The following is a 19,755-nucleotide window of genomic DNA, read 5'->3' on the forward strand; positions in this document are numbered from 1 at the left end:
ACCCCTTCAGTCGATGAAAAAACGCAGCCTGCTGTTTCTTCTACTGCTCTCAGCCTGCTTTGGCCAGGCGCAGTCTCGCCCTGACCTGCGAGGGCCGTTGCGTGTTTCGGCAAATGGGCGGTATCTGGTACAGGCCGACGGAGCGCCGTTTGTTTATCTGGGTGATACAGCCTGGGAGGTGTTTCACCGGCTCGACCGGGCCGAGGCCGACTGGTACCTACAGCGTCGGGCCGAGCAGGGGTTCACCGTGATTCAGGCTGTGGCGCTGGCCGAACTCGATGGGCTGAATACACCCAATGCACTGGGCGATCGCCCGCTGCTGAACAACGATCCGACCACACCAAACGAAGCTTATTTCCGGCATGTCGACTACGTGATCGACAAAGCAGCTGCGCTGGGGCTGGTTATCGGTCTGCTGCCCACCTGGGGCGATAAGCTGTTTAAAGCAAGCTGGGGAGCCGGGCCCGAAATTTTTACGCCCGACAATGCTTTTACGTATGGCCGCTGGATCGGGAATCGTTACAAAAATCGGTCGAATCTGATCTGGATACTGGGGGGCGATCGGCTGCCGCGCGATGGGTCAACGGATCTGGCCGTATGGCGTGCCATGGCCCGGGGCATCGAAGCGGGCGTAGGTGCCCCCGATCGGGCGCTGATAAGTTTTCACCCCCAACCCCTGCCTGTAGATGCTGGCGGCTCAGGTAAATGGTTTCAGCGCGACGCCTGGTTCGATTTTTCGATGCACCAGACCGGCCACTGCCGCGATACGCCCGTTTACGACTATATTCAGACAAGCTACCGGAACCAGCCTACCAAACCAACTATGGATGCTGAACCGATCTATGAAGACCATCCGGTTTGTTTCAACGCCCGCGATCTGGGCACATCGAGTGCCTACGACGTACGCAAATCGGCTTACCTGGCGCTGATGGCGGGCGCTCACGGCCATACGTACGGCTGCCATCCTGTCTGGCAGTTTGCTGCCCCCGGCCGGGAGCCTGTCAACGGCCCCCATGTTGGCTGGCGCGACGCGCTGGACCTGCCGGGTGCCAATCAGATGCAGTATGTACGCCGGTTGCTGATGGCCCGCCCGCTGCTCGATCGGGTTCCCGATCAGTCGATGCTGCTTAACCCCCATACTCCCCCTGCCGAACGCGTTCAGGCAAGTCGCGGGCGCGACTATGCCCTTATCTATTCGGCTGCCGGTAAACCGTTTACGGTGGTGCTGGGCAAGCTGGCGGGCAAGGTGCTGACAGCTACCTGGTTCGACCCCAGAACGGGCCGACAGCAGGCAGCTGGGCAGTTCGCCAATCGGGGGCAACAGCGTCTGGTGCCGCCGTCGGTTGGCTATGGTCAGGACTGGGTGCTGGTACTCGATGCTGCCAGCCGAAACTATCCGCCGATCTAGGGTGCCCGTCAAAGCAGCCGCCCCTGTAACCAAACCATCGGTGATTGCGTTAGGGGGAGTAGGTTCGCAGGGTCGCGAACGGCATCTCCTACCTCGTTTTCATGAATCGCGCTGCTCTGGTCTTTATCGCCCCGGCGATTTTTCTGCTGATCGATACGTATGTCTATCAGGCTATTAAATACGTGAGCCGATCGGCTTCCGACAGTACACAGCGTACGATTGCGCTTGTCTACTGGGGTTTTACCGGGCTGACCCTGGCAGCTTACCTGCTGATGCAGTTTCTGCCGGCCGATTCACTGAGTCGCCAGACCCGGACGTTTATCTGGGCGGGTATTGCCATACCCTACTTCTCCAAGGTTTTCGCCGTGCTGATCATCGCCATCGACGACCTGGGTCGGTTTTTCCGCTGGCTGGTGGGTCTGTTCTACAAACCCGAAGTACGCGAAGCGGTGGTCGATGGCTCAGGCGCCACCATACCGGCCACCGATGCCATTCCACGGTCGGAGTTTCTGATGAAAACCGCCCTGATTGCCAGCTCGGTGCCACTGGTCAGCTTCTCGTGGGGTATTCTGTCGGGGGCTCATGATTACCGCATCCGGCGCATAAAATTACCCCTCAGGAATCTGCCCTCGGGTTTCAACGGGATGACCATCGCGCAGCTGTCGGATATTCACTCGGGTAGCTTTTTCAATAAAACAGCCGTCAAAGGCGGGGTCGAGATGCTGATGGGCCAGAAACCCGACATGGTTTTCTTTACCGGCGATCTGGTCAACAGCCACGCCGATGAGGTCAACAGCTACATCGATATCTTCAACAAGGTGAAGGCCCCGCTGGGTGTGTATTCGACACTGGGTAACCACGACTATGGCAAGTACGTGCAGTGGCCAAGTTTGCAGGCCGAGCGCCAGAATGTGCTGAACGTGGTGGCTGCGCACAAGCAGATGGGCTGGGATATCCTGCTCGACGAAAACCGGATCATCACGCTCAACGGCGACAAGCTGGCCTTGATCGGTGTACAAAACCTGGGCTTCGGTCCGGCGGCCCTGCGTGCCGGTAATCTGGCCAAAGCTTATGCGGGAGCGCAGGAATACCCGGTCAAGCTGCTGCTCTCGCACGACCCCACCCACTGGGATGCCGAGGTTCGGCCCAAATACAGTGATATCGACGTTACGTTCAGCGGACATACCCACGGGGCTCAGTTTGGCGTCGAGTTGGGCGATGTTCGCTGGAGCCCGGCCCAGTATTTTTACAAGCAGTGGGCTGGTTTATATACGGAAGGCAACCAGCGGCTTTACGTAAACCGGGGCTATGGCTATATCGGGTATCCGGGGCGGGTGGGTATCCTGCCCGAGATCACTATTTTCGAATTGGTGAAGGCCTAAAACCAAAACCCTGGTCAACGGGTTAAAGACCCGTGTAGCAACACGAAAAATAATCAACGATACTTATTCCTATGAAAATCAGCTTTATCAGCCTGACTGCTCTGGTACTGTCATTCTTCGCGCCTGAGAAAAAAGAAGAGCCTGCCATCCCGCTCTGTCATGGCGCTGCCAATGGTATGGCCCTGCTGGCCACCAACCCCGATTTCATCAAAGCGCACGCTGAGCCCCTGCCCTTCAAGTACACGAGCGCAGCCGGTGAGATGGTAAAATTTAAAACGCCTGATGGGCAGATGGCCAATGGTTTCCTGCTGAAAGCAAAGAAACCGTCCAACAAATGGCTGTTTGTGTATCAGGAGTGGTGGGGTCTGAATGATCACATCAAGAAGGAAGCTGAAACGTATTACAACGACCTGTCGAACGTGAACGTGCTGGCCCTCGATATGTATGATGGCAAGGTTGCCACCAAACAGGAAGATGCCGCCAAGTACATGCAGGGTGCCGATCAGAACCGGCTCCAGAGCATCACAAAAGGTGCCCTGGCTTATGCCGGTCCCAAAGCTACGGTAGCCAGCGTTGGCTGGTGCTTTGGTGGTATGCTGTCGCTTCAGTCGGCCATTCTGTCGGGCAAGCAGGCTGTTGGCTGCGTGATGTACTATGGCTTCCCGATTCAGGATGTCGACAAGCTAAAAATGCTCGACACCGACGTACTGGCTTTCTTTGGGAGCAAGGACGGGTTTATCCCGACCAAGTCGGTCACCGAATTCGAAGAGAACATGAAGAAGGCAGGCGAAAAAGTGTCGGTTAAAATGTACGATGCTAACCACGCATTTGCGAACCCAAGCAATCCGAACTTTGATAAGGCTGCTACCGAAGATGCCTACAAACGGTCGATCACGTACCTGAAAAGCAAGCTGAAAGCATAAGCATTGTTGCTGTTTTCAGACTGGCTTATCGAAACACACGGCACCAAACGGCCGTGTGTTTCGTTTTTAAACTATAGAATTAAACCTATGCTTACAGCCATTGTCTAACCACCAAACGGGTTGACAATCAAAACCAAGCCTGCTCATGAAAACGATAAAAAAACAAATGCCCTGGCTCATGGCCGGTCTGATGATCGTTCTGCTGGCCAGCTGTGGTCCCTCGTACGTTGGCGTTGGTACCGGCCCGGCCTACGGGGGGTATTATGGTCCACGTCCCTACTATGGCCCTTCGTATGGCTACGGATACCGGCCTTACTACCGGCCGCCCGTTGTTGTGCAGCGTCGTACGTACATAGTGCCCTCACGCCCCTCTTATAACAACCGGCCTTCGTATGCCCCAAACGCCCGCTCCGGCTATAACGGCGGTGGTCGTCGTGGTGGTGGCGGAGGATACCGGGGTCCAAGGTAAAGTTTGGTTGCCTGGAGTTAAAAAATACCGGCCTGCTATAGGTCGGTATTTTTTTTGGTATCGCTACGCGCTTGCCAGGCCACGTAATCACCGGAATCGATCCGAATGGCCGTTGTAAGCGGATGGTTGTACAGGTAGACCCAACTCTGTAGCCAGTGATCGATGCACCAGACCGGACACTGCCGGCGGATGTATTCGTCGGGGCTGGTGCTGGTCGGATTATTGCTGCCAACAGCCTCGTAGTCGTCAAGGTCGCGCAGCAGTGCATTGGAGGGGTCGTTCAGGGCATACACGGCGCCCAGTATCACCTGTTCACTGGCCGGATCGAAAATGGCACCGGGATAGCTGCCCAAGTCATAAAGTGCCCCCCTGAGCTGGCCGGGACCAACGTAGCGTGCCTGCCGCGTCAGCTTGTAGGCATAGGGGTTGGCAAAGGTGGGTAAGAGGGTGCCATAGACAAACAGATAGACTGATTCCGTGTTCATTAGCAAGAAAAAAAGGAGAATTGTCGGACGATTGTTGTCCGTTCGACGTTATGAAACAAAACGAATACAGTGTCATGAAACGAAGCCCATTCATCATCCTGCTGGTCAGCACCCTGATCGTTGTTGATTTGCCTGCGGAGGTGCAGGCTCGTTCGCGCACGGCCGACCCGCAATCGGTGTCGATTGGACGCAAGCGCAAAGGCTTCAAGCCCCGCCGGGGTGGGCTCTTCAACACGGGTTTATTCCGCAAAAAGAACCCCTGCGGCTGTCCAAATCATTAAGTGAATGTTAACAAATTGCATTTATAACAGAGATAGGCCCAATCCTGGGCCTTTTTTGCAGGAATAAGTTGTAAAATTCTGTGTTTCAGCGTAAAGTTTCGTACCTTTGCGGGCTGAAATTCATCACGAACATTGATTTACATAATTGGCCGATTTTGCTGATTTATCCGAATCACTGTTCAGGCAAATCACGTAAATCACAGTTCAGACTACTGTATGCAATCGATTCGCAACATAGCCATTATTGCCCACGTTGACCACGGCAAAACAACGCTGGTCGACAAGATTATTCACGCGTCAAAGCTCTTTCGGGAGAATCAGGAATTTGGCGACCTGATCCTCGATAACAACGACCTGGAACGCGAACGGGGGATTACCATCGTATCCAAAAACGTTTCGGTACGTTACAAAGACGTAAAGATCAATATCATCGATACGCCGGGCCACAGTGACTTCGGCGGTGAGGTAGAGCGCGTTCTGAAAATGGCCGATGGCGTTTGCCTGCTGGTCGATGCCTTTGAAGGTGCCATGCCTCAAACCCGCTTCGTTCTGAGCAAAGCCCTTCAGCTGGGTCTGAAACCAATCGTGATCGTCAACAAGGTCGACAAAGAAAACTGCCGGCCTGAAGAAGTACACGAGCAGGTGTTCGACCTGATGTTTAACCTGGGTGCTACCGAAGATCAGCTCGACTTTCCGACCGTATACGGTTCGTCGAAACAGGGCTGGATGGGCCCCGACTGGAAAACGCCAACCGATAACATCACGTATCTGCTGGATACGATCGTGGCCACGATCCCGGCTGCGCCGATGAATGAAGGGCTGCCCCAGATGCAGATTACATCGCTCGACTATTCGGCATTCGTTGGCCGGATTGCCATCGGTCGTGTACACCGTGGTACGTTGAAAGAAGGTGCCTCGATGGCACTGGTGAAATCAGATGGTACCATAAAACGCGTTCGGATCAAAGAACTGCATTCGTTCGAAGGTCTGGGCAAAGTAAAAGTGCCTGAAGTAGCCTGTGGCGATATCTGCGCCGTAACGGGTCTGGAAGATTTCGAGATCGGTGACACGATTACGGACATGGAAAATCCGGAAGCACTGCCCCGGATTTCGGTCGACGAGCCGACCATGAACATGCTGTTCACGATCAACAACTCGCCATTCTTCGGCAAAGAAGGTAAGTTCGTGACGTCGCGTCACCTGCGCGACCGGCTTTACAAGGAGATCGAGAAAAACCTCGCCCTGCGCGTTGAAGCGACCGACAGCGAAGACCGCTTCCTGGTGTTTGGCCGGGGTATTCTGCACCTTTCGGTTCTGATTGAGACCATGCGTCGCGAAGGCTACGAGCTGCAGGTTGGTCAGCCACAGGTGCTCTACAAAGAAGATGAAAACGGGCAGAAACTCGAGCCGATCGAAACCCTGGTGGTCGACGTGCCCGAAGAAACGGCCGGTAAAGTAATCGAACTGGCTACGCAGCGGAAAGGTGACCTGCTGATTATGGAGCCGAAAGGCGATCTGCAGCACCTGGAGTTTGAAATTCCGTCGCGCGGCCTGATCGGGCTTCGGTCGAACGTACTGACAGCTACCTTCGGGGAAGCGGTTATGTCGCACCGGTTTAAGGAATACCAGCCGTTCAAAGGGGCTATCCCCGAGCGGATCAACGGCTCGCTGATCTCGATGACGAGCGGAGCCGCTACGGCCTACTCGATCGACAAACTGCAGGATCGGGGCGTGTTCTTCATCGAGCCAGGCGACGAGATTTACACGGGTCAGGTTATTGGCGAACACAACCGCCAGAACGACATCGTGGTCAACGTAACGACCGCCAAGCAGCTGACCAACATGCGTGCATCGGGTTCGGACAACAACGTGAAGATTGCGCCGAAAATCGCGTTCTCGCTGGAAGAGTCGATGGAGTACATTCAGAAAGATGAATACCTGGAAGTAACGCCGAAATCGATGCGGATCCGGAAGATCTACCTCGACGAGAATGAGCGGAAACGCAACCAGAGCAAATTTGCCATGGCCTAAGGCCATAGGTCAGGTTACACCACCCGGTGTAGCCTGATGCTAATACCATAAAAAAGGGCCTCCCGGATTCGGGAGGCCCTTTTTTGGTTAAGAGTATGGAGTAGATCAGTACAGCGGTGCAAGACGAAAGGCCAGGTTAGACGCTACATCAGCGGGTACTTTGCGAAGGGTCGGCTGTGATTCAGCAGGAACGGTTTCCGAAACTGGTTGAGCAGCTAAGTACTCGTTTTGGCGATGGATGTGCAGGTAAGCTGATACAAAGAGCGAACCACCTGTGATGAGCATAAAAGCCTTCTTCATAGTGTGTGTAGCGTGTTGAGTAAATTGAATCCGTTTATGGCGCGTTGACTTTCGACATATCGGGCGATAACATGGATACAAAGTTCGCCCTAGCTATGCCTTATAACAGGCTATTAAATGAATTGTTGATCCTTACTTATCCAACGGCCTGCTCCAAATACATCCAATCGTGTCTGCTGAGAAAGCCTAATTTATGCAAGATGGTAAGATTAATTTATTGAAATTGAATTAGTTAGCTAGGGTCTGTTGGCGTGTTGCTGGGATAAAATTTGTCGGTCTACAGGCTATGTATACCATAGTAAACGGTCAGGTGCCAGTTGGCAGGATATCTGTTTGTTGACCGATAATGGCCTGTAAAGAGGGTAGCGAAAACAGCTGCGACTGGAAGCTGCCTAAAAAAATTACCCGGCTGTCCTGACTACGGCCGGGTAATATTGGTCTTACACAAAAAGTCAATCGTTGTACTGGATGAAATTGTCTGTTCAGCGTATTGGCAGGGATCTCCAACGGCCGAACGCTTGATTACTCACCACAACTGTCGTCATACCCATCTAGTATCCCACCTCCCGACTCCCGACTGAGAGAGCTGGCTCTGTTATGGGCAGCAAGCTGGTTGGCCAGCGTTACCTCGGATGGTAGTGAGAACAAACGGTCGGTCAAAGTCATGGCTGTGCATCAGGGTGAGCGTTTGTACAGAAGCGTGCCCGCCGTAGGACTGCCGAAATGCAGCTGGAGCTGGTTATCGGCGGGTTGCGAGAATCGGGCCACGCTGCCCAGGTTAAGCTGATAGCGGGCGTCGGTGGTGAGCAACGGCGCCGGACCGGTTTCGGTCATGGTGCGTAGTTCGTTGATCTGCATTGTCCCATCGACGGTTGCGTACATACGGCCCGTAAACGTTCGTACCGGGCCTTTCCCCCGTACATCGAACGACGTGATGTCGTGGGGCGGATTAGCCGTATCGAGCGAAAAGATGAGCGTGCTGCCCGCTGTCGAATCGTTGCCGGCGCTCGTCAGCTGCCAGGTGCCAACCAATCTGGTAATGATCGGGTCTGGCGTGACGGCTGCCTGCCGGCATTGCAGGGTCGAGATGCCAAGCAGTAACACTACGAGCAGCATTTGTTTCATGAATCGATCTGGGTTGGGTCGGCAATCTTACCGACGAATAAAATGGTGTTCGTGTTTTTTTCGTGGATAACGAAGACAAAGGGCCGATCGCAGAGGGTCGGCATCTGCACCGATGTGGTCGATACACCCCCGGTTGTTACGGCAGCAGCCTCAGTGCCCTGCTCGTCGACGCTGATGAACGCATGCTGCTTGACGAAGCTCAGGGTTAACCCGCCGGCTGCGTTCATGCGTGTAAAGTCGGCGCGGGTAGAGAAGGCGGTGGGCATACCCATATCGCTCAGGATGCTGTTCAATCCGGCTTCGTACCGCAGTGTGAATTTGGGGAGCCCAATATCCATACTACCAACGGTCATATTCTGTTGCAATTGCGTCCATTCGCTGGCGCTGAAGCGTTGCAGGAGCGCATCGGCCGATCCATTGGGTGCTGGCAGTAGAATGGTCATGGCATACTGATCGTTGCCGTAAGGCAGTTCGAAGGCCGCGTAACCGTCGCGGAAGGCCCGGCGCATGCTGGTCTTCTGCCGCATCATCCGAACCGTCTTGTCAACCCCGCTCGGCGTCGTAAAGGGCGCATCGTACGTCAGCGAGGGCACAAACTGGGTTTTCCAGGTACCTTTTACGTAGAGCGCATTCAGCACAAACAGCACGTTTTCAGGCTGTATGGTCTGAATCACCTGCTGAATTTTTCCCTGCGTTTGCTGACTGGCCCAGGCGTTGATTTTGCCAACCGTGGCGGGCGAGTCAAAGTCTTCGGCCGATATGGTGGCGTTGAAGGTCTGCTTCAGCAGATCCTGATAGGCGGGCAGCACGGTAAACGATTGCCGGTACCAGACCGAGTTGCCCAGCCTGAGCGTTACCTGCGGGTCGAGACCGGGTAAGTTGGTCAGGAGTTTTTTATAAGTAGTGTTGGCCTCACTCAGGGTTTGCGCATCGAGTTTGAGCGTCTGCTGAATTTCACTGGCCGTTTGTCCACTCGCACCGTTGAGCAGCATGCCCAGCGCCATGTGCAGGCTCAGGGGCGAGATAAACATGTTTTTCGACGTCCCCGTTTGCCGGGCGACCCGGTTGGCCAGATCGAAGGCGAACTGTGCTGTCTGGTTGGCAAACGGTGCCGAAACCCGCAGTTCGGCGCGCCCCAGCGTGTCGACGGGGGTGGGCGAAACCACGGGTGAGGTGGGTTGATGGCAGCCGAGTGTTGCCAGCATACTACCCGCAATGAGCGAAAAAAGTGGCTTGTTCATAGCAGTTTCAGCGTCATGAAGTGGGGTCGCGCAAACGACGTCAACAGGTACAGCACATCAGAAGTGGTAATCGAGCCCGAAACTCATTCCGGATGTGGTTGGGCGACTGTCGATGGCCGAGCCGGGCTGGGTTATGGTGCTGAGTGATGGCTGATAGACACCGGCCAGCGAGGCCGACCAGTGAACCGTTGGCCGATAGCGGAACCGGGCACCGACCAGCGCGGCCACCGATACCGGCTTGTACACGCCATCGTCGGACGTAACCGTCAGCTGACTACCCACCGAGTTTTTCACAAAGACGTTGGCCAGCATCCCGCCCAGTAACGATAAGCCAAACCGCTTTTTCGGCCGAAGCTGGTAGCCGACCTGTACCGGTACCTGTACAAACTGGTATTGGTTGGTCAGCGTCTGCTGCTCCTGTACATTGTACTGACGTTGCTGATAGGCATACGTGACCTGCTTGTCGGCTGCGGCCGAGTAAACGGCCTGTCCGGTTTGTTTCTGACTCTGTAGCACGTCGAGGTAAAGATTACCGCTGGCATTGGGCGCCGTGTTGACCAGACTCGACGATACACTGTTCTGCGCGGAGAACAGGGCCGGACTGGTGACGGTCGACTGACAGGCCAGATAACCTACCCCGGTTTCGACCGTCCAGTGTTCCGAGAGTGCCATGCCGCCACTCACCTGATACGCCATAGACAGGTCGGGGCGGCTGCCAATCAGCGAGCTCCCCCCCGACGACAGGCTATTGAAGGCCCGCACCTGGGCTACGCCCGGCACCGAGGAGCTTTGCAGCGCCAGCGCCGGATCAAACGAGCCCGGCATCAGGCTAACCGATGCCCAGCGGTCGTTTTTTCTGGTAGCAGCCCGGGGTTTTGCCACCGCTGCTACATCGTAGGGGGCCTCCGGACTGATCCAGACGATACGCTGAATAGGCCGTGCACCCCGCAGACTTGCCTGACGGGCCGAAAGGCGGCCGATCGTGGCCAGGGTCGCCGTTGGTTGCGTTGGTGCTGATGACGAAACCAATGCATCGACAGGGGCAGCCTGATCGGTAGCTGCGATTTCGGCCTTGACCGCTGGTGTAGAAGCAGCCACGAGCTGCATGGCCGAAAACGTGGTGATCCGCTGCCCGGCAGGCAGAGCCGGGGCAGACGTCGACGGCGGGTCGAGCCTGGCCAGTTTATCGGCTCCCGTGATGGAGAGCGATACGTCTGGCTGGGGAGTGTTCGCTATCGGATCAACCTGGGCTACTGTGGGTACCTGATCAATGGAAACCACTGGGGCTACTGGCTGATTGGCTACTGGCGCATGGCTGTCCGGCCGGGTTGCCGGGTCGGGTGTAGCTGCTTCTGGCTGAACCGTAGGCTGTTTTTTTTCAATTCGGGCTATAGCAGGTTGCGGAGTGCTGGCAGTGGGGCGGGTGGTCAGCCACCAGCCGGCGAGCAACAGCAGTACAGAGGCCGCTACACCCAGGCCCCAGGTGCCAAGGCGGTAGCCGGCGGTGGTAGCCGGTGGTAGCAGGGGCACCACCGCAGCCGCCCGGTCATCGTCGAGCTGGCGTTCAATGGCCGCCCACACACGGGGCGGGGGAGCCTCTTCGGCATCGTCGAACGCTTTCCGCCAAAAGTCGTCCGGTATAGGTTCCAAATCGCTCATCAGGTCGTTGTTGTTCGGGGTGGAAGGTTTTGCAGAGGCCGATCCTCGGCGCGCAGTTTTTGCTGCAGCAGTGTTCGGGCGCGGGCGTATTGTGATTTGGACGTACCCTCCGCAATGGACAGCATTTCCGCAATTTCGGGGTGGTTAAACCCCTCAATGGCATAGAGATTAAACACGGTGCGGCAGCCCAGCGGCAATTCCTGAACAAGCTCAAGCAGATACTTGTAGTTAAGCGTTGGCAGGCTGGTGTCGGCCTGCGCCAGCGTAGGTGCCACATCGTCGATATCACTGTTGTGTTCCCACGGCTTCTGTTTGCGCAGGTGTTTCAGGGCCGTGTTGATAACAACCCGTTTAAGCCAGGCTTCCAGCGGGCATTCGAAGCGAAAGCTGTCGATATGCCGGTATATCTTCACAAAAGCATCCTGCAACACGTCTTCGGCTTCGTCAGGGTCGCGTACATACCGTTTACAAACCACAAAGAGTTTCCCGGCAAACCGCTCATAGAGCTGTCGCTGCACGATACGGTCCTGCCGACGGCACCCTTCGACTAATTCGTATTCATCCTGCATACCAACGTTGATGCATAAAAGACCCTCTTCCAGAAGTAACGGTTGGACCCGGCTTAAATTTTTTTTATTGCCTGGGCGGTAGTTACCCGTTTTGGGGTTCCTAAAACGAATTGTGGCGCAGGCTTTGCCGGTAATGAAAGGCAGAAGGGGCAATCCGAACGAACGTTGGGCGAGTATATGTGCCTAAATTGCCACCTTCGTAGTCCCGTAATACCCGGCTCCGCCCGCGCATCGAAACCCGGTTTCTGATGCCGTGCTGCCTGCTTAATGACGGCCCGACAGGGGGCCATTTCACGCGTTGTCTATGTGTTTATTGCCCCGTTCCATTGCGCTTTTTCCACTTGTTCTGACAGCTGCGGGCCTGCTCGCGCTCATACCGCTTCGGGCACCGGCGCCCGGACTGGCGGATGGTCCTTCCCTCCTGCTGCCACCCGACCTGGAGGCCACGCTCTGGGCTGAGTCGCCCCTGATGAACCGCCCCCTGGGCATGGACGTCGACGCGCGCGGTCGGGTCTGGATCACCGAATCGGGCCCTGACCCGGCCGAACCGGGCAGCGCGTCTGCCGGCCGCGTGGTTATCCTGACCGATCGTAATAACGATGGCCGGGCCGATACCCGAACTGTATTTGCTCAGGAAGCCCGTCTGCGTAGTCCTGAAGGTATCGCCGTGCTGGGTACAAAGGTACTGGTAGCCAGTACGCCCGATTTACTGCAGTACACCGACGAAAACGGTGATGACGTAGTAGACCAGGGGGAGGCACTGCTGACAGGTTTCGGTGGGGCGGGCAAAACCAATGGGCTGCACCAGATCAGTACCGGCCCCAGTGGCATGTACTACCTGACCGTTGGCGATGGCGGACCGCATTCGGTAATGGACCGCGATGGCTGGAACTTGCAGGCCGGCAACGGCACCCGTGCCGTAGAAAATGCGCAGGGGCGGGTGAGTACAGACGGCCGCCAATGGCTGGGCGGGCTTACAATGCAAGTTCGGCCCGACGGGTCCGGCCTGAGAGTGCTGGCCCATAACTTTCAGAACAGTCAGGCCGTAGCAATTGACTCGTACGGTAATCTGTGGCAGCAGGATGGCCCTACAGCTGTGCAGGCGGGGCATATTGGCTGGGTGATGGAGGGAGGTAACGCCGGCTTCTATCAGCGTGATGGTGCTATGGGTAACGCTCAGGAGTCACGACCGGGTGTAATGCCCGTGGGAGAACGGCTCCCCGCAGCTCGCCCTACAGACCTGATCATGTATGAAGGAGACCAGCTGGGCACGGCGTACCGGGGTGTGTTGCTGGCTGCCGACGCAGCCCAGGGCCGTGTAACGGCCTACAAGCCCGAAATCAGCGGGGCCGGCTATCGGCTCAACCCGATCGAATTTGTCACCACCGAAGCCGGTGCTGCGGCATCGTTTCAGCCGCACGCGCTTGCCATCGGGCCCGACGGCGCTGTTTACATAGCGGCCTGGGATGGCGATACGGGCCGTATTTACCGGATTACCCCCAAAGGACGCTCCCTGCGACTGCCAACACTCGACCTGCGTACCACCGGCGGGCAGGTACAGGCGCTGATGAGTCCGGCCCCGCATATTCGTGTGCAGGCAGTCGACGCGCTCCGGCGTCAAGGCGACGATGCGGTGGAGGCCTTGTCGGGTCTGCTTAATTCGCTCAATGCCTACCAGCGGGCCCGGGCTATCTTCGCACTGGCATTACTAGGCCCGGCGGGGCAGTTTGAGGTAGAGGGACAGCTGAAGTCGGCCGATGCCCAGACACGGGTAGTGGCGCTACGGGCGCTACGCAGCATTACCCCCGAAAACTCAAAATCCAATCCGGCCCTAACGGCATCACAGCAGGTGCTTCTGCCACTGCTGGGTAATCTGTCGATCGATCAGAGTGTAGCGGTTCGGCGCGAAGTGGCCGTGGCTGTGCGCGACATGCCCTACGATGATTGCCGGCGAATTCTGCTCAATCTGGTGCAGGGATACGATGGGCAGGATGCCTTCTACCTGAACGCCATCAGCGAAGCCGCCGACGGCAAAGAAAACGAGCTATACGGCGATCTGCTGCCTGCACTGGGACCAGATCCGCTGGCCTGGAGCCCGCGCAACGCCAGTGTGGTGTGGGCGCTCCACCCGTCGCAGGCAATCGAGCCGCTGAAACGGCGCGCCAATGCCGAGTCGTTGCCGACCGAAGCGCGTTTGCTGGCCTTGTCGACGCTGGAAGCCATCGGTACCGATGGGGCCGCGGCCGCTGTTGCGGAGTTGTCCCGGTCAACAGATAAGGCCGTTGCGGCCAAAGCGGCCAGCTGGGTCAATCGTTCACGTCAGCCCGTGGCAGCCCGGCCAGCCCGGCAACCGGCCAAAAACGCAGTACCGTCGGGGAATCGACCCTCGGCTGAACGCCCAGCCGAGAACCGCCCGGTCAGCCCGGCACCGGTCCGCACCAGCGAGGCCCAGCCAACAGACGCAACAGACTGGGCCGATGAGCAGGCCGTGCTGCTGAGTAAAACCAAAACCTACAACGAAAAATATGACGTAATCCGGGTAATGGCCCGGCGCTATGATGGCGCCGAAACCATGACCCGGCTGATTGCTGGTGGCGGGCTTTCGAACGCCATGCAGCGGCTCATTGTGACAACACTGGGCAAAAGTACCGATCCCGCCATCCGCGCACTGGCCGGCACAGTGACCGTAACGCCCCCAAAACCGACCGCACCGGCACCCGTCGTGGCCGAGTCTACTGCCGTAGCGCCACCCGCCCGGCCCGTAGCAACGCCCCGACCCGTGTCCGAAGCGTCTCGTCCAACCCCCGCCGACCCTGTAGTGACCGATAAATCGACCGTTTCGGCGGTATCGGGTACGCGCCCGGTCAGGGCTGCCGTCGACGAGGTGCTGGCGCTGACTGGCAATGCGTCGACCGGTCAGCAGTTATTCAGAACCAGCTGCGCCCGTTGCCACCGCATCGGGCAACAGGGGGTCGACGTTGGTCCATCGCTGACCAGTCTGCCCCAGCCCGGCGATCCGCAGGCACTGGTTGAGTCGATGCTCTATCCGGCTGCGCGCACCACCGCCGGCTACGAACCCTGGCTTATTGCCACCGCCAGTGGTCAGACGTTCTACGGGTTTTTGCTGAGCGATGGCCCCCAAACCGTGGTAGTGAAAGGGGTGACGGGTCAGAAGCACACCATTCAGACCAGCGCGATCACCAACCGGCGTCAGCTGGGTAACAGCCTGATGCCAAGCGCACAGACACTTAAACTGAGTCCGCAACAGGTGGCCGATATAACGGCGTATCTGCTCAGGCTGTAAACTACAACTGATCGAGCACTTCGTGGGCGGCCCGCTCGCCCGATCGAACGGCACCGTCGATGTAGCCATTCCATACGTCAGCGGTTTCGGTGCCGGCCCAGTGCAGGCGACCCACTGGTTCGCGCAGGGCATGGCCGAGGGTAGTCCAGACACCGGGGCCCATCAGACCGGCATAGCAGCCCCCCGACCATTCTTCGTTCAGAAACGAGTGATCGAGGTAGCGGACGGGTCGGCGGGCTTCCTCCCCGAAGAACCGGGCGAAAGAATCGAGTGCCGATGCCTGTCGTTCAGCGTCGGTCAGCAGCGAAAACGCCTTGGCCTGATTACCTAGCACGAAGCCCATCAGAATGCCCCGGCTGCCATCGTTCGGCGAATTGTCGAATGTCACGGTAACGTGACCATCGGGCGTGGCAGCCAGCCCATTGAGCCCCTGATCGCGCCAGAAAGGCCGTTCGTAGATGCCGTAGCATTTCCAGACCGATCCCATGGGCACCCGCTGCTGCAGCTGCTGACGCTGGATGGGGAGCGCGGGCTCAAAATCGATCCGGTTGACCAGCATGGGCGGCACCGCCAGAATGACCCGTCTGGCGGCATAGGTATCCGTTGGCGTGGTTAGCAGCACCTGATCGGGCTGTTGTTCGATGCGCCGGACGGGAGAATTCAGCCGCAGCCGCTCGCGAAAGGTGTCGGCCAGGCGGTCGGCCGTCGTCTGGGCACCGCCCACAAAGCGTTCCTGCTGGGCGCCATCCTTCACGTTCATCAGGGTGTCGAGATCGCGTCCCGAGCGGATGTAGAAGAGGGCGTGCAGGAGCGAGATTTCGGCCGGATCGGCGGCCCATACAGCCTCGGCAGCAATGGTCAGAAACTGTCGTGCCACCCGAAACGGAACGTGTTGCGTTATCCACGATGCCAGCGTCATCGCGTCGAGTTTGGCCGCATCGGGTGTTTGCCAGGGTGCCGACAGATCAACCGCTTTAGACAGCTTGTTTAATTTTTTGATGGCCCGGTCGAGGCTGAGCAGGGCACCGATGGGGAGCGGTGGTATCAGGCCCTTGTAGCGTTTGACACGCTGCCGGAAATACTGCGTACTCTGGCCCGTGTCGTAGGTCGGGAAGGTTTCCACACCAAATTCGCGGGCCAGTGCATACAGGCGGTCCTGCGTCGGGCCGACCCAGGCACCCCCCAGATCGACATAGGAGCCGTCGTCGAAACACTGCGTCCAGACCCGGCCGCCGATGCGGTCGCGGGCTTCGAGCAGCAGGGTGTTTTTACCGGCCTTTACCAGCTCATGGGTAGCGGTCAGGCCAGCATAACCCGCTCCCACAACAATAACGTCGTAGAGCGTCGAAGACGATGGGGTAGGCATAGGACAGGATAGTCAGGCCGGTAACCTACGTAAAAACTCCCATACACAAAAGCAGCACGGGCCCAGGCAAATGCCCGGGCCCGTGCTGCTTTTGCCAAAACGGCTGTCGGCTAAAAAATGGCGTCGAGCAACGATGTAATCAGCGATACAACAATACTGAACAGCAGGGCGGCAATGACGCCCGTTACCGCAAAGCCCGACACGAGCGATGCCGCCAGATAGACCATCAGTACGTTGATAACCAGCAGGAACAGGCCCAGGGTCATCACAGTAATGGGGATGGTCAGGATAGTTAGAATCGGTTTAACGAAGGCGTTAAGCAGCCCCAGCACGATGGCAACGATGAGGTAGGTCGATGCCCCGCCCGTAACCTGTATGCCTGGGATAACCATGCTGGCCACGTACACGGCAACAGCACTGATCAGAATACGAATGAGTAAACCCATGGTGGTGAAAGTTGGTAGTGAATTTAAGTGATACTCAGCATCACGAACACCAAACAGCCCGCCAATGTTTTACCGCCTAGCGGGCGTGCCGGGCCTGTAAGACCGCCACGATATCGTCGAGATCCATATTCTTCTGCTCGAGCAGCACCAGAAAGTGAAACAGCAGGTCGGCTGCTTCGCCTTTGAACAGATCATCGTTGTCGTCTTTGGCTTCGATAACCAGCTCTACGGCTTCCTCCCCTACCTTCTGCGCAATCTTGTTGACACCCCTGCCAAACAGACTGGTAGTGTACGATTTGTCGGTAGGGTTCACGCGCCGGTCGTGGATCACCCCCTGCAGGTAGTTTAGAAACTGCCCCCGGCCCCGGTTGGTCTCCTCGAAGCAGGTATCGGCGCCCGTGTGGCAAACGGGTCCGGCCGGATCGGTCTTGATGAGCAGGGTATCGCCGTCGCAGTCGACCCGTATCGAGCGAACGTGCAGAAAATTGCCCGACGTTTCGCCCTTGGTCCAGAGCCGCTGTTTACTGCGGCTATAGAACGTAACGATGTTATCGGCCCGGGTTTTATCGTAAGCCTCGCGGTTCATGTAGCCCAACATCAGCACTTTGCCGGTTTCGGCATCCTGAATAACGGCGGGAACGAGTCCGTCGGGCGATTTATCGAATGAGATATCGGAATTCATGCCACAAAGGTAGCCGCTTGGGGCCGAATCGTCTGCACAAAGGCCCGGATGCTGTCGGCCGAGGGGCCGTGTTCCTGCAAATGCCGGATAAATGCACTGCCTACAATGGCGCCATTGGCAAATTCAGACGCCGTATCGAAGGTTTCGTGGTCGCTGATGCCGAAGCCGATCAGGCGGGGGTTGCGCAGATCCATCGCTTCGATCCGCTCGAAATACGCCCGCATGCCATCACTGATGCCTTTCACCGAGCCGGTAATGCTTGCCGACGATACCATGTAGATAAACCCGTCGGATTCGCGGTCGATAAACCGGATGCGCTCGTCGGTGGTCTGTGGCGTAATGAGGTGTACGTTCAGGATGCCATACGCCCGGAACGTCGCTGCGTAGTCGGCCAGAAACAGATCGAGCGGCAGATCGGGCAGAATAACGCCGTCTACGCCGACTTCGCGGCATTTGCGGCAGAAATTCTCGACGCCGTACTGCAACACCGGATTGATGTAGCCCATGAGCAGAATCGGCACGGTCAGTTCGTCGCGGCAGCCGGCCAGCTGGTCAAACAGCAGCTTGATCGACATACCGTTGGCCAGCGCCTGATCGTTGCTGCGTTGTATGGTTTCGCCGTCGGCAACGGGATCGGAATACGGCATGCCAATCTCAACCAGATCGACGCCGGCATCCTGCAAACCGCGCAGAATAGTCCGTGTATCGTTGAGCGTGGGGTAGCCAGCCGTAAAATATACATTGAGCAGCCGGTTGTTTTTCTGCGAGAAAAGTGCCGGAATGCGGTTTTGAATCTGTTCCTGTGTCATAGCAAATGGAGTATGGCCCCCCGCCGGCAGACGGGGGCAAAAGACGAATACACGAGCCGGCAGGTCGCCAGGGCCTACAGGTGTTTGGAGTAGGTTGCCAGGTCTTTGTCACCCCGCCCCGAGAGGCAGACCACCACTACATCGTCGGGTTTGAGCGACATCTTGTCGAGCGCGGCCAGTGCGTGGGCCGTTTCGAGGGCTGGAATAATGCCTTCAAGTTTGCTTAGTTCGAATCCGGCGGCCAGGGCTTCCTCGTCTGTGATGGCGTAGAAATCGCCCCGCTTCGAGTCGAACAGGTGGGCATGCAGCGGACCAATGCCAGGATAATCGAGTCCAGCCGAAATCGAGTAGGGCTCGATAACTTGGCCATCGTCGGTTTGCATCAGAATGGTGCGGCTGCCGTGCAGCACACCGGGTTTTCCCAAGCTCGTTGTAGCGGCCGAATGGCCCGACGAGACGCCCAGACCGGCGGCTTCGGCGGCCACGAGCCGTACCGAGGGTTCGTTGAGAAAGTGGAAAAACGCGCCGGCGGCATTGCTGCCGCCCCCCACGCAGGCAACCACGTAATCGGGGTTTTCGCTACCCGTTTTTGCAAAGAGTTGCTTGCGGATCTCCTCCGAAATAACCGACTGGAAGCGAGCCACCATGTCGGGGTATGGGTGTGGCCCTACGACCGAGCCAATGATGTAGTGTGTATCGACCGGATTGTTAATCCAGTGCCGCATGGCTTCATTGGTGGCATCTTTCAGGGTCTGGCTGCCGCTTGTGGCTGGTACGACCTTCGCCCCCAGCATACGCATCCGGTCGACGTTGGGTTTTTGCCGCTCCATGTCGACTGAGCCCATGTACACGATACATTCCAGCCCCATCAGCGCGCAAACGGTAGCCGTGGCAACGCCGTGTTGCCCCGCGCCCGTTTCGGCCACAATGCGCTTTTTGCCGAGCCGCTGCGCCACCAGAATCTGCCCGATGGTATTGTTGATTTTGTGGGCGCCTGTGTGGCAGAGGTCTTCCCGCTTCAGGTAGATCTGGGCCCCCAGTTTGGCCGAGAGCCGTTTGGCCAGAAATAGCGGGGTTGGCCGGCCTACGTACTCCTCCAGCAACTGCCAGAACTCGGCCTGAAAGGCGGGATCGGCCATGATCTGGAGGTAATTCTGCCGAAGTTCTTCGACATTGGGGTAGAGCATTTCGGGAATGAAAGCCCCGCCAAAATGGCCATAAAAGCCGGTATCGGTCACCTCAAATGAGGTCGACGAATCGAGTGTCGTTTGCATA

At 57.4% G+C, this 19,755-nt stretch carries 18 protein-coding genes; 7 read left to right on the forward strand and 11 right to left on the reverse strand.

The window, feature by feature from the left end:
• The first annotated feature begins 13 nt into the window (after positions 1-13).
• From ACYVAC_RS16665 to ACYVAC_RS16680, 4 genes are all read left to right on the forward strand, one after another.
• Complete coding sequence (locus tag ACYVAC_RS16665; protein ID WP_461098887.1) at positions 14-1,408, forward strand: glycoside hydrolase family 140 protein; 1,395 nt, start codon at positions 14-16, stop codon at positions 1,406-1,408.
• 101 nt (positions 1,409-1,509) lie between these two features.
• The gene (locus ACYVAC_RS16670) at positions 1,510-2,790 is read left to right on the forward strand and encodes a metallophosphoesterase (protein ID WP_461098888.1); all 1,281 of its coding nucleotides are present in this window, start codon (positions 1,510-1,512) and stop codon (positions 2,788-2,790) included.
• A 71-nt stretch (positions 2,791-2,861) separates the two neighbouring features.
• Positions 2,862-3,713, forward strand: a complete 852-nt coding sequence (locus tag ACYVAC_RS16675; RefSeq protein WP_461098889.1) for a dienelactone hydrolase family protein — start codon at positions 2,862-2,864, stop codon at positions 3,711-3,713.
• Positions 3,714-3,858: 145 nt separating this feature from the next.
• Positions 3,859-4,182, forward strand: coding sequence for a hypothetical protein (locus ACYVAC_RS16680; RefSeq protein WP_461098890.1), 324 nt, complete (start codon positions 3,859-3,861; stop codon positions 4,180-4,182).
• 35 nt (positions 4,183-4,217) lie between these two features.
• Here the strand turns inward: ACYVAC_RS16680 and ACYVAC_RS16685 are convergent, their stop codons facing one another.
• Complete coding sequence (locus ACYVAC_RS16685; protein ID WP_461098891.1) at positions 4,218-4,667, reverse strand: gamma-glutamylcyclotransferase family protein; 450 nt, start codon at positions 4,665-4,667, stop codon at positions 4,218-4,220.
• Positions 4,668-4,717: 50 nt separating this feature from the next.
• Here ACYVAC_RS16685 and ACYVAC_RS16690 point away from each other — a divergent pair, with 50 nt between their 5' ends.
• Together ACYVAC_RS16690 and typA are read left to right on the forward strand one after the other, a co-directional pair.
• Positions 4,718-4,948: a hypothetical protein gene (locus tag ACYVAC_RS16690; RefSeq protein ID WP_461098892.1), complete on the forward strand. Its 231-nt coding sequence runs from the start codon at positions 4,718-4,720 to the stop codon at positions 4,946-4,948.
• 216 nt (positions 4,949-5,164) lie between these two features.
• Entirely contained in the window at positions 5,165-6,979 is a 1,815-nt protein-coding gene (typA, locus tag ACYVAC_RS16695; RefSeq protein WP_461098894.1) for a translational GTPase TypA, read from the forward strand.
• Between the two features lie 105 nt (positions 6,980-7,084).
• Here typA and ACYVAC_RS16700 read toward each other — a convergent pair whose 3' ends face one another.
• From ACYVAC_RS16700 to ACYVAC_RS16720, 5 genes are all read right to left on the reverse strand, one after another.
• The gene (locus ACYVAC_RS16700) at positions 7,085-7,279 is read right to left on the reverse strand and encodes a hypothetical protein (RefSeq protein ID WP_461098895.1); all 195 of its coding nucleotides are present in this window, start codon (positions 7,277-7,279) and stop codon (positions 7,085-7,087) included.
• Between the two features lie 675 nt (positions 7,280-7,954).
• Positions 7,955-8,404, reverse strand: a complete 450-nt coding sequence (locus ACYVAC_RS16705) for a hypothetical protein (RefSeq protein WP_461098896.1) — start codon at positions 8,402-8,404, stop codon at positions 7,955-7,957.
• Positions 8,401-9,645, reverse strand: coding sequence for a serpin family protein (locus ACYVAC_RS16710; protein ID WP_461098897.1), 1,245 nt, complete (start codon positions 9,643-9,645; stop codon positions 8,401-8,403). Before ACYVAC_RS16710 ends, ACYVAC_RS16705 begins: the two co-directional genes overlap by 4 nt.
• Positions 9,646-9,702: 57 nt before the next feature.
• Complete coding sequence (locus ACYVAC_RS16715; protein WP_461098898.1) at positions 9,703-11,304, reverse strand: hypothetical protein; 1,602 nt, start codon at positions 11,302-11,304, stop codon at positions 9,703-9,705.
• Positions 11,304-11,873 carry an RNA polymerase sigma factor gene (locus ACYVAC_RS16720; RefSeq protein ID WP_461098899.1) on the reverse strand — a complete coding sequence of 190 codons (570 nt, stop codon included), beginning with the start codon at positions 11,871-11,873 and terminating at the stop codon, positions 11,304-11,306. The genes ACYVAC_RS16715 and ACYVAC_RS16720 overlap by 1 nt, the downstream gene beginning before the upstream one ends.
• A gap of 304 nt (positions 11,874-12,177) precedes the next feature.
• On the opposite strand from ACYVAC_RS16720, the gene ACYVAC_RS16725 reads away from it, so the two are divergent.
• The gene (locus tag ACYVAC_RS16725; protein WP_461098901.1) at positions 12,178-15,177 is read left to right on the forward strand and encodes a PVC-type heme-binding CxxCH protein; all 3,000 of its coding nucleotides are present in this window, start codon (positions 12,178-12,180) and stop codon (positions 15,175-15,177) included.
• A 1-nt stretch (position 15,178) separates the two neighbouring features.
• On the opposite strand, the gene ACYVAC_RS16730 is transcribed toward ACYVAC_RS16725, so the two are convergent.
• The 5 genes from ACYVAC_RS16730 to trpB all read right to left on the reverse strand — a co-directional run bounded on the left by ACYVAC_RS16730 (position 15,179) and on the right by trpB (position 19,754).
• Complete coding sequence (locus ACYVAC_RS16730; protein WP_461098902.1) at positions 15,179-16,543, reverse strand: flavin monoamine oxidase family protein; 1,365 nt, start codon at positions 16,541-16,543, stop codon at positions 15,179-15,181.
• A 110-nt stretch (positions 16,544-16,653) separates the two neighbouring features.
• Positions 16,654-16,989, reverse strand: a complete 336-nt coding sequence (locus tag ACYVAC_RS16735; RefSeq protein WP_461098903.1) for a phage holin family protein — start codon at positions 16,987-16,989, stop codon at positions 16,654-16,656.
• 76 nt (positions 16,990-17,065) lie between these two features.
• Entirely contained in the window at positions 17,066-17,671 is a 606-nt protein-coding gene (hisIE, locus tag ACYVAC_RS16740; RefSeq protein WP_461098904.1) for a bifunctional phosphoribosyl-AMP cyclohydrolase/phosphoribosyl-ATP diphosphatase HisIE, read from the reverse strand.
• Positions 17,668-18,480 (reverse strand): tryptophan synthase subunit alpha, encoded by an 813-nt coding sequence (gene trpA / locus ACYVAC_RS16745; protein WP_461098905.1) that lies wholly within the window; start codon positions 18,478-18,480, stop codon positions 17,668-17,670. The genes hisIE and trpA overlap by 4 nt, the downstream gene beginning before the upstream one ends.
• A 74-nt stretch (positions 18,481-18,554) precedes the next feature.
• Positions 18,555-19,754, reverse strand: coding sequence for a tryptophan synthase subunit beta (gene trpB / locus ACYVAC_RS16750; RefSeq protein ID WP_461098906.1), 1,200 nt, complete (start codon positions 19,752-19,754; stop codon positions 18,555-18,557).
• Between the last annotated feature and the right edge of the window lies 1 nt (position 19,755).

Source organism: Spirosoma luteolum (genome assembly GCF_054778875.1).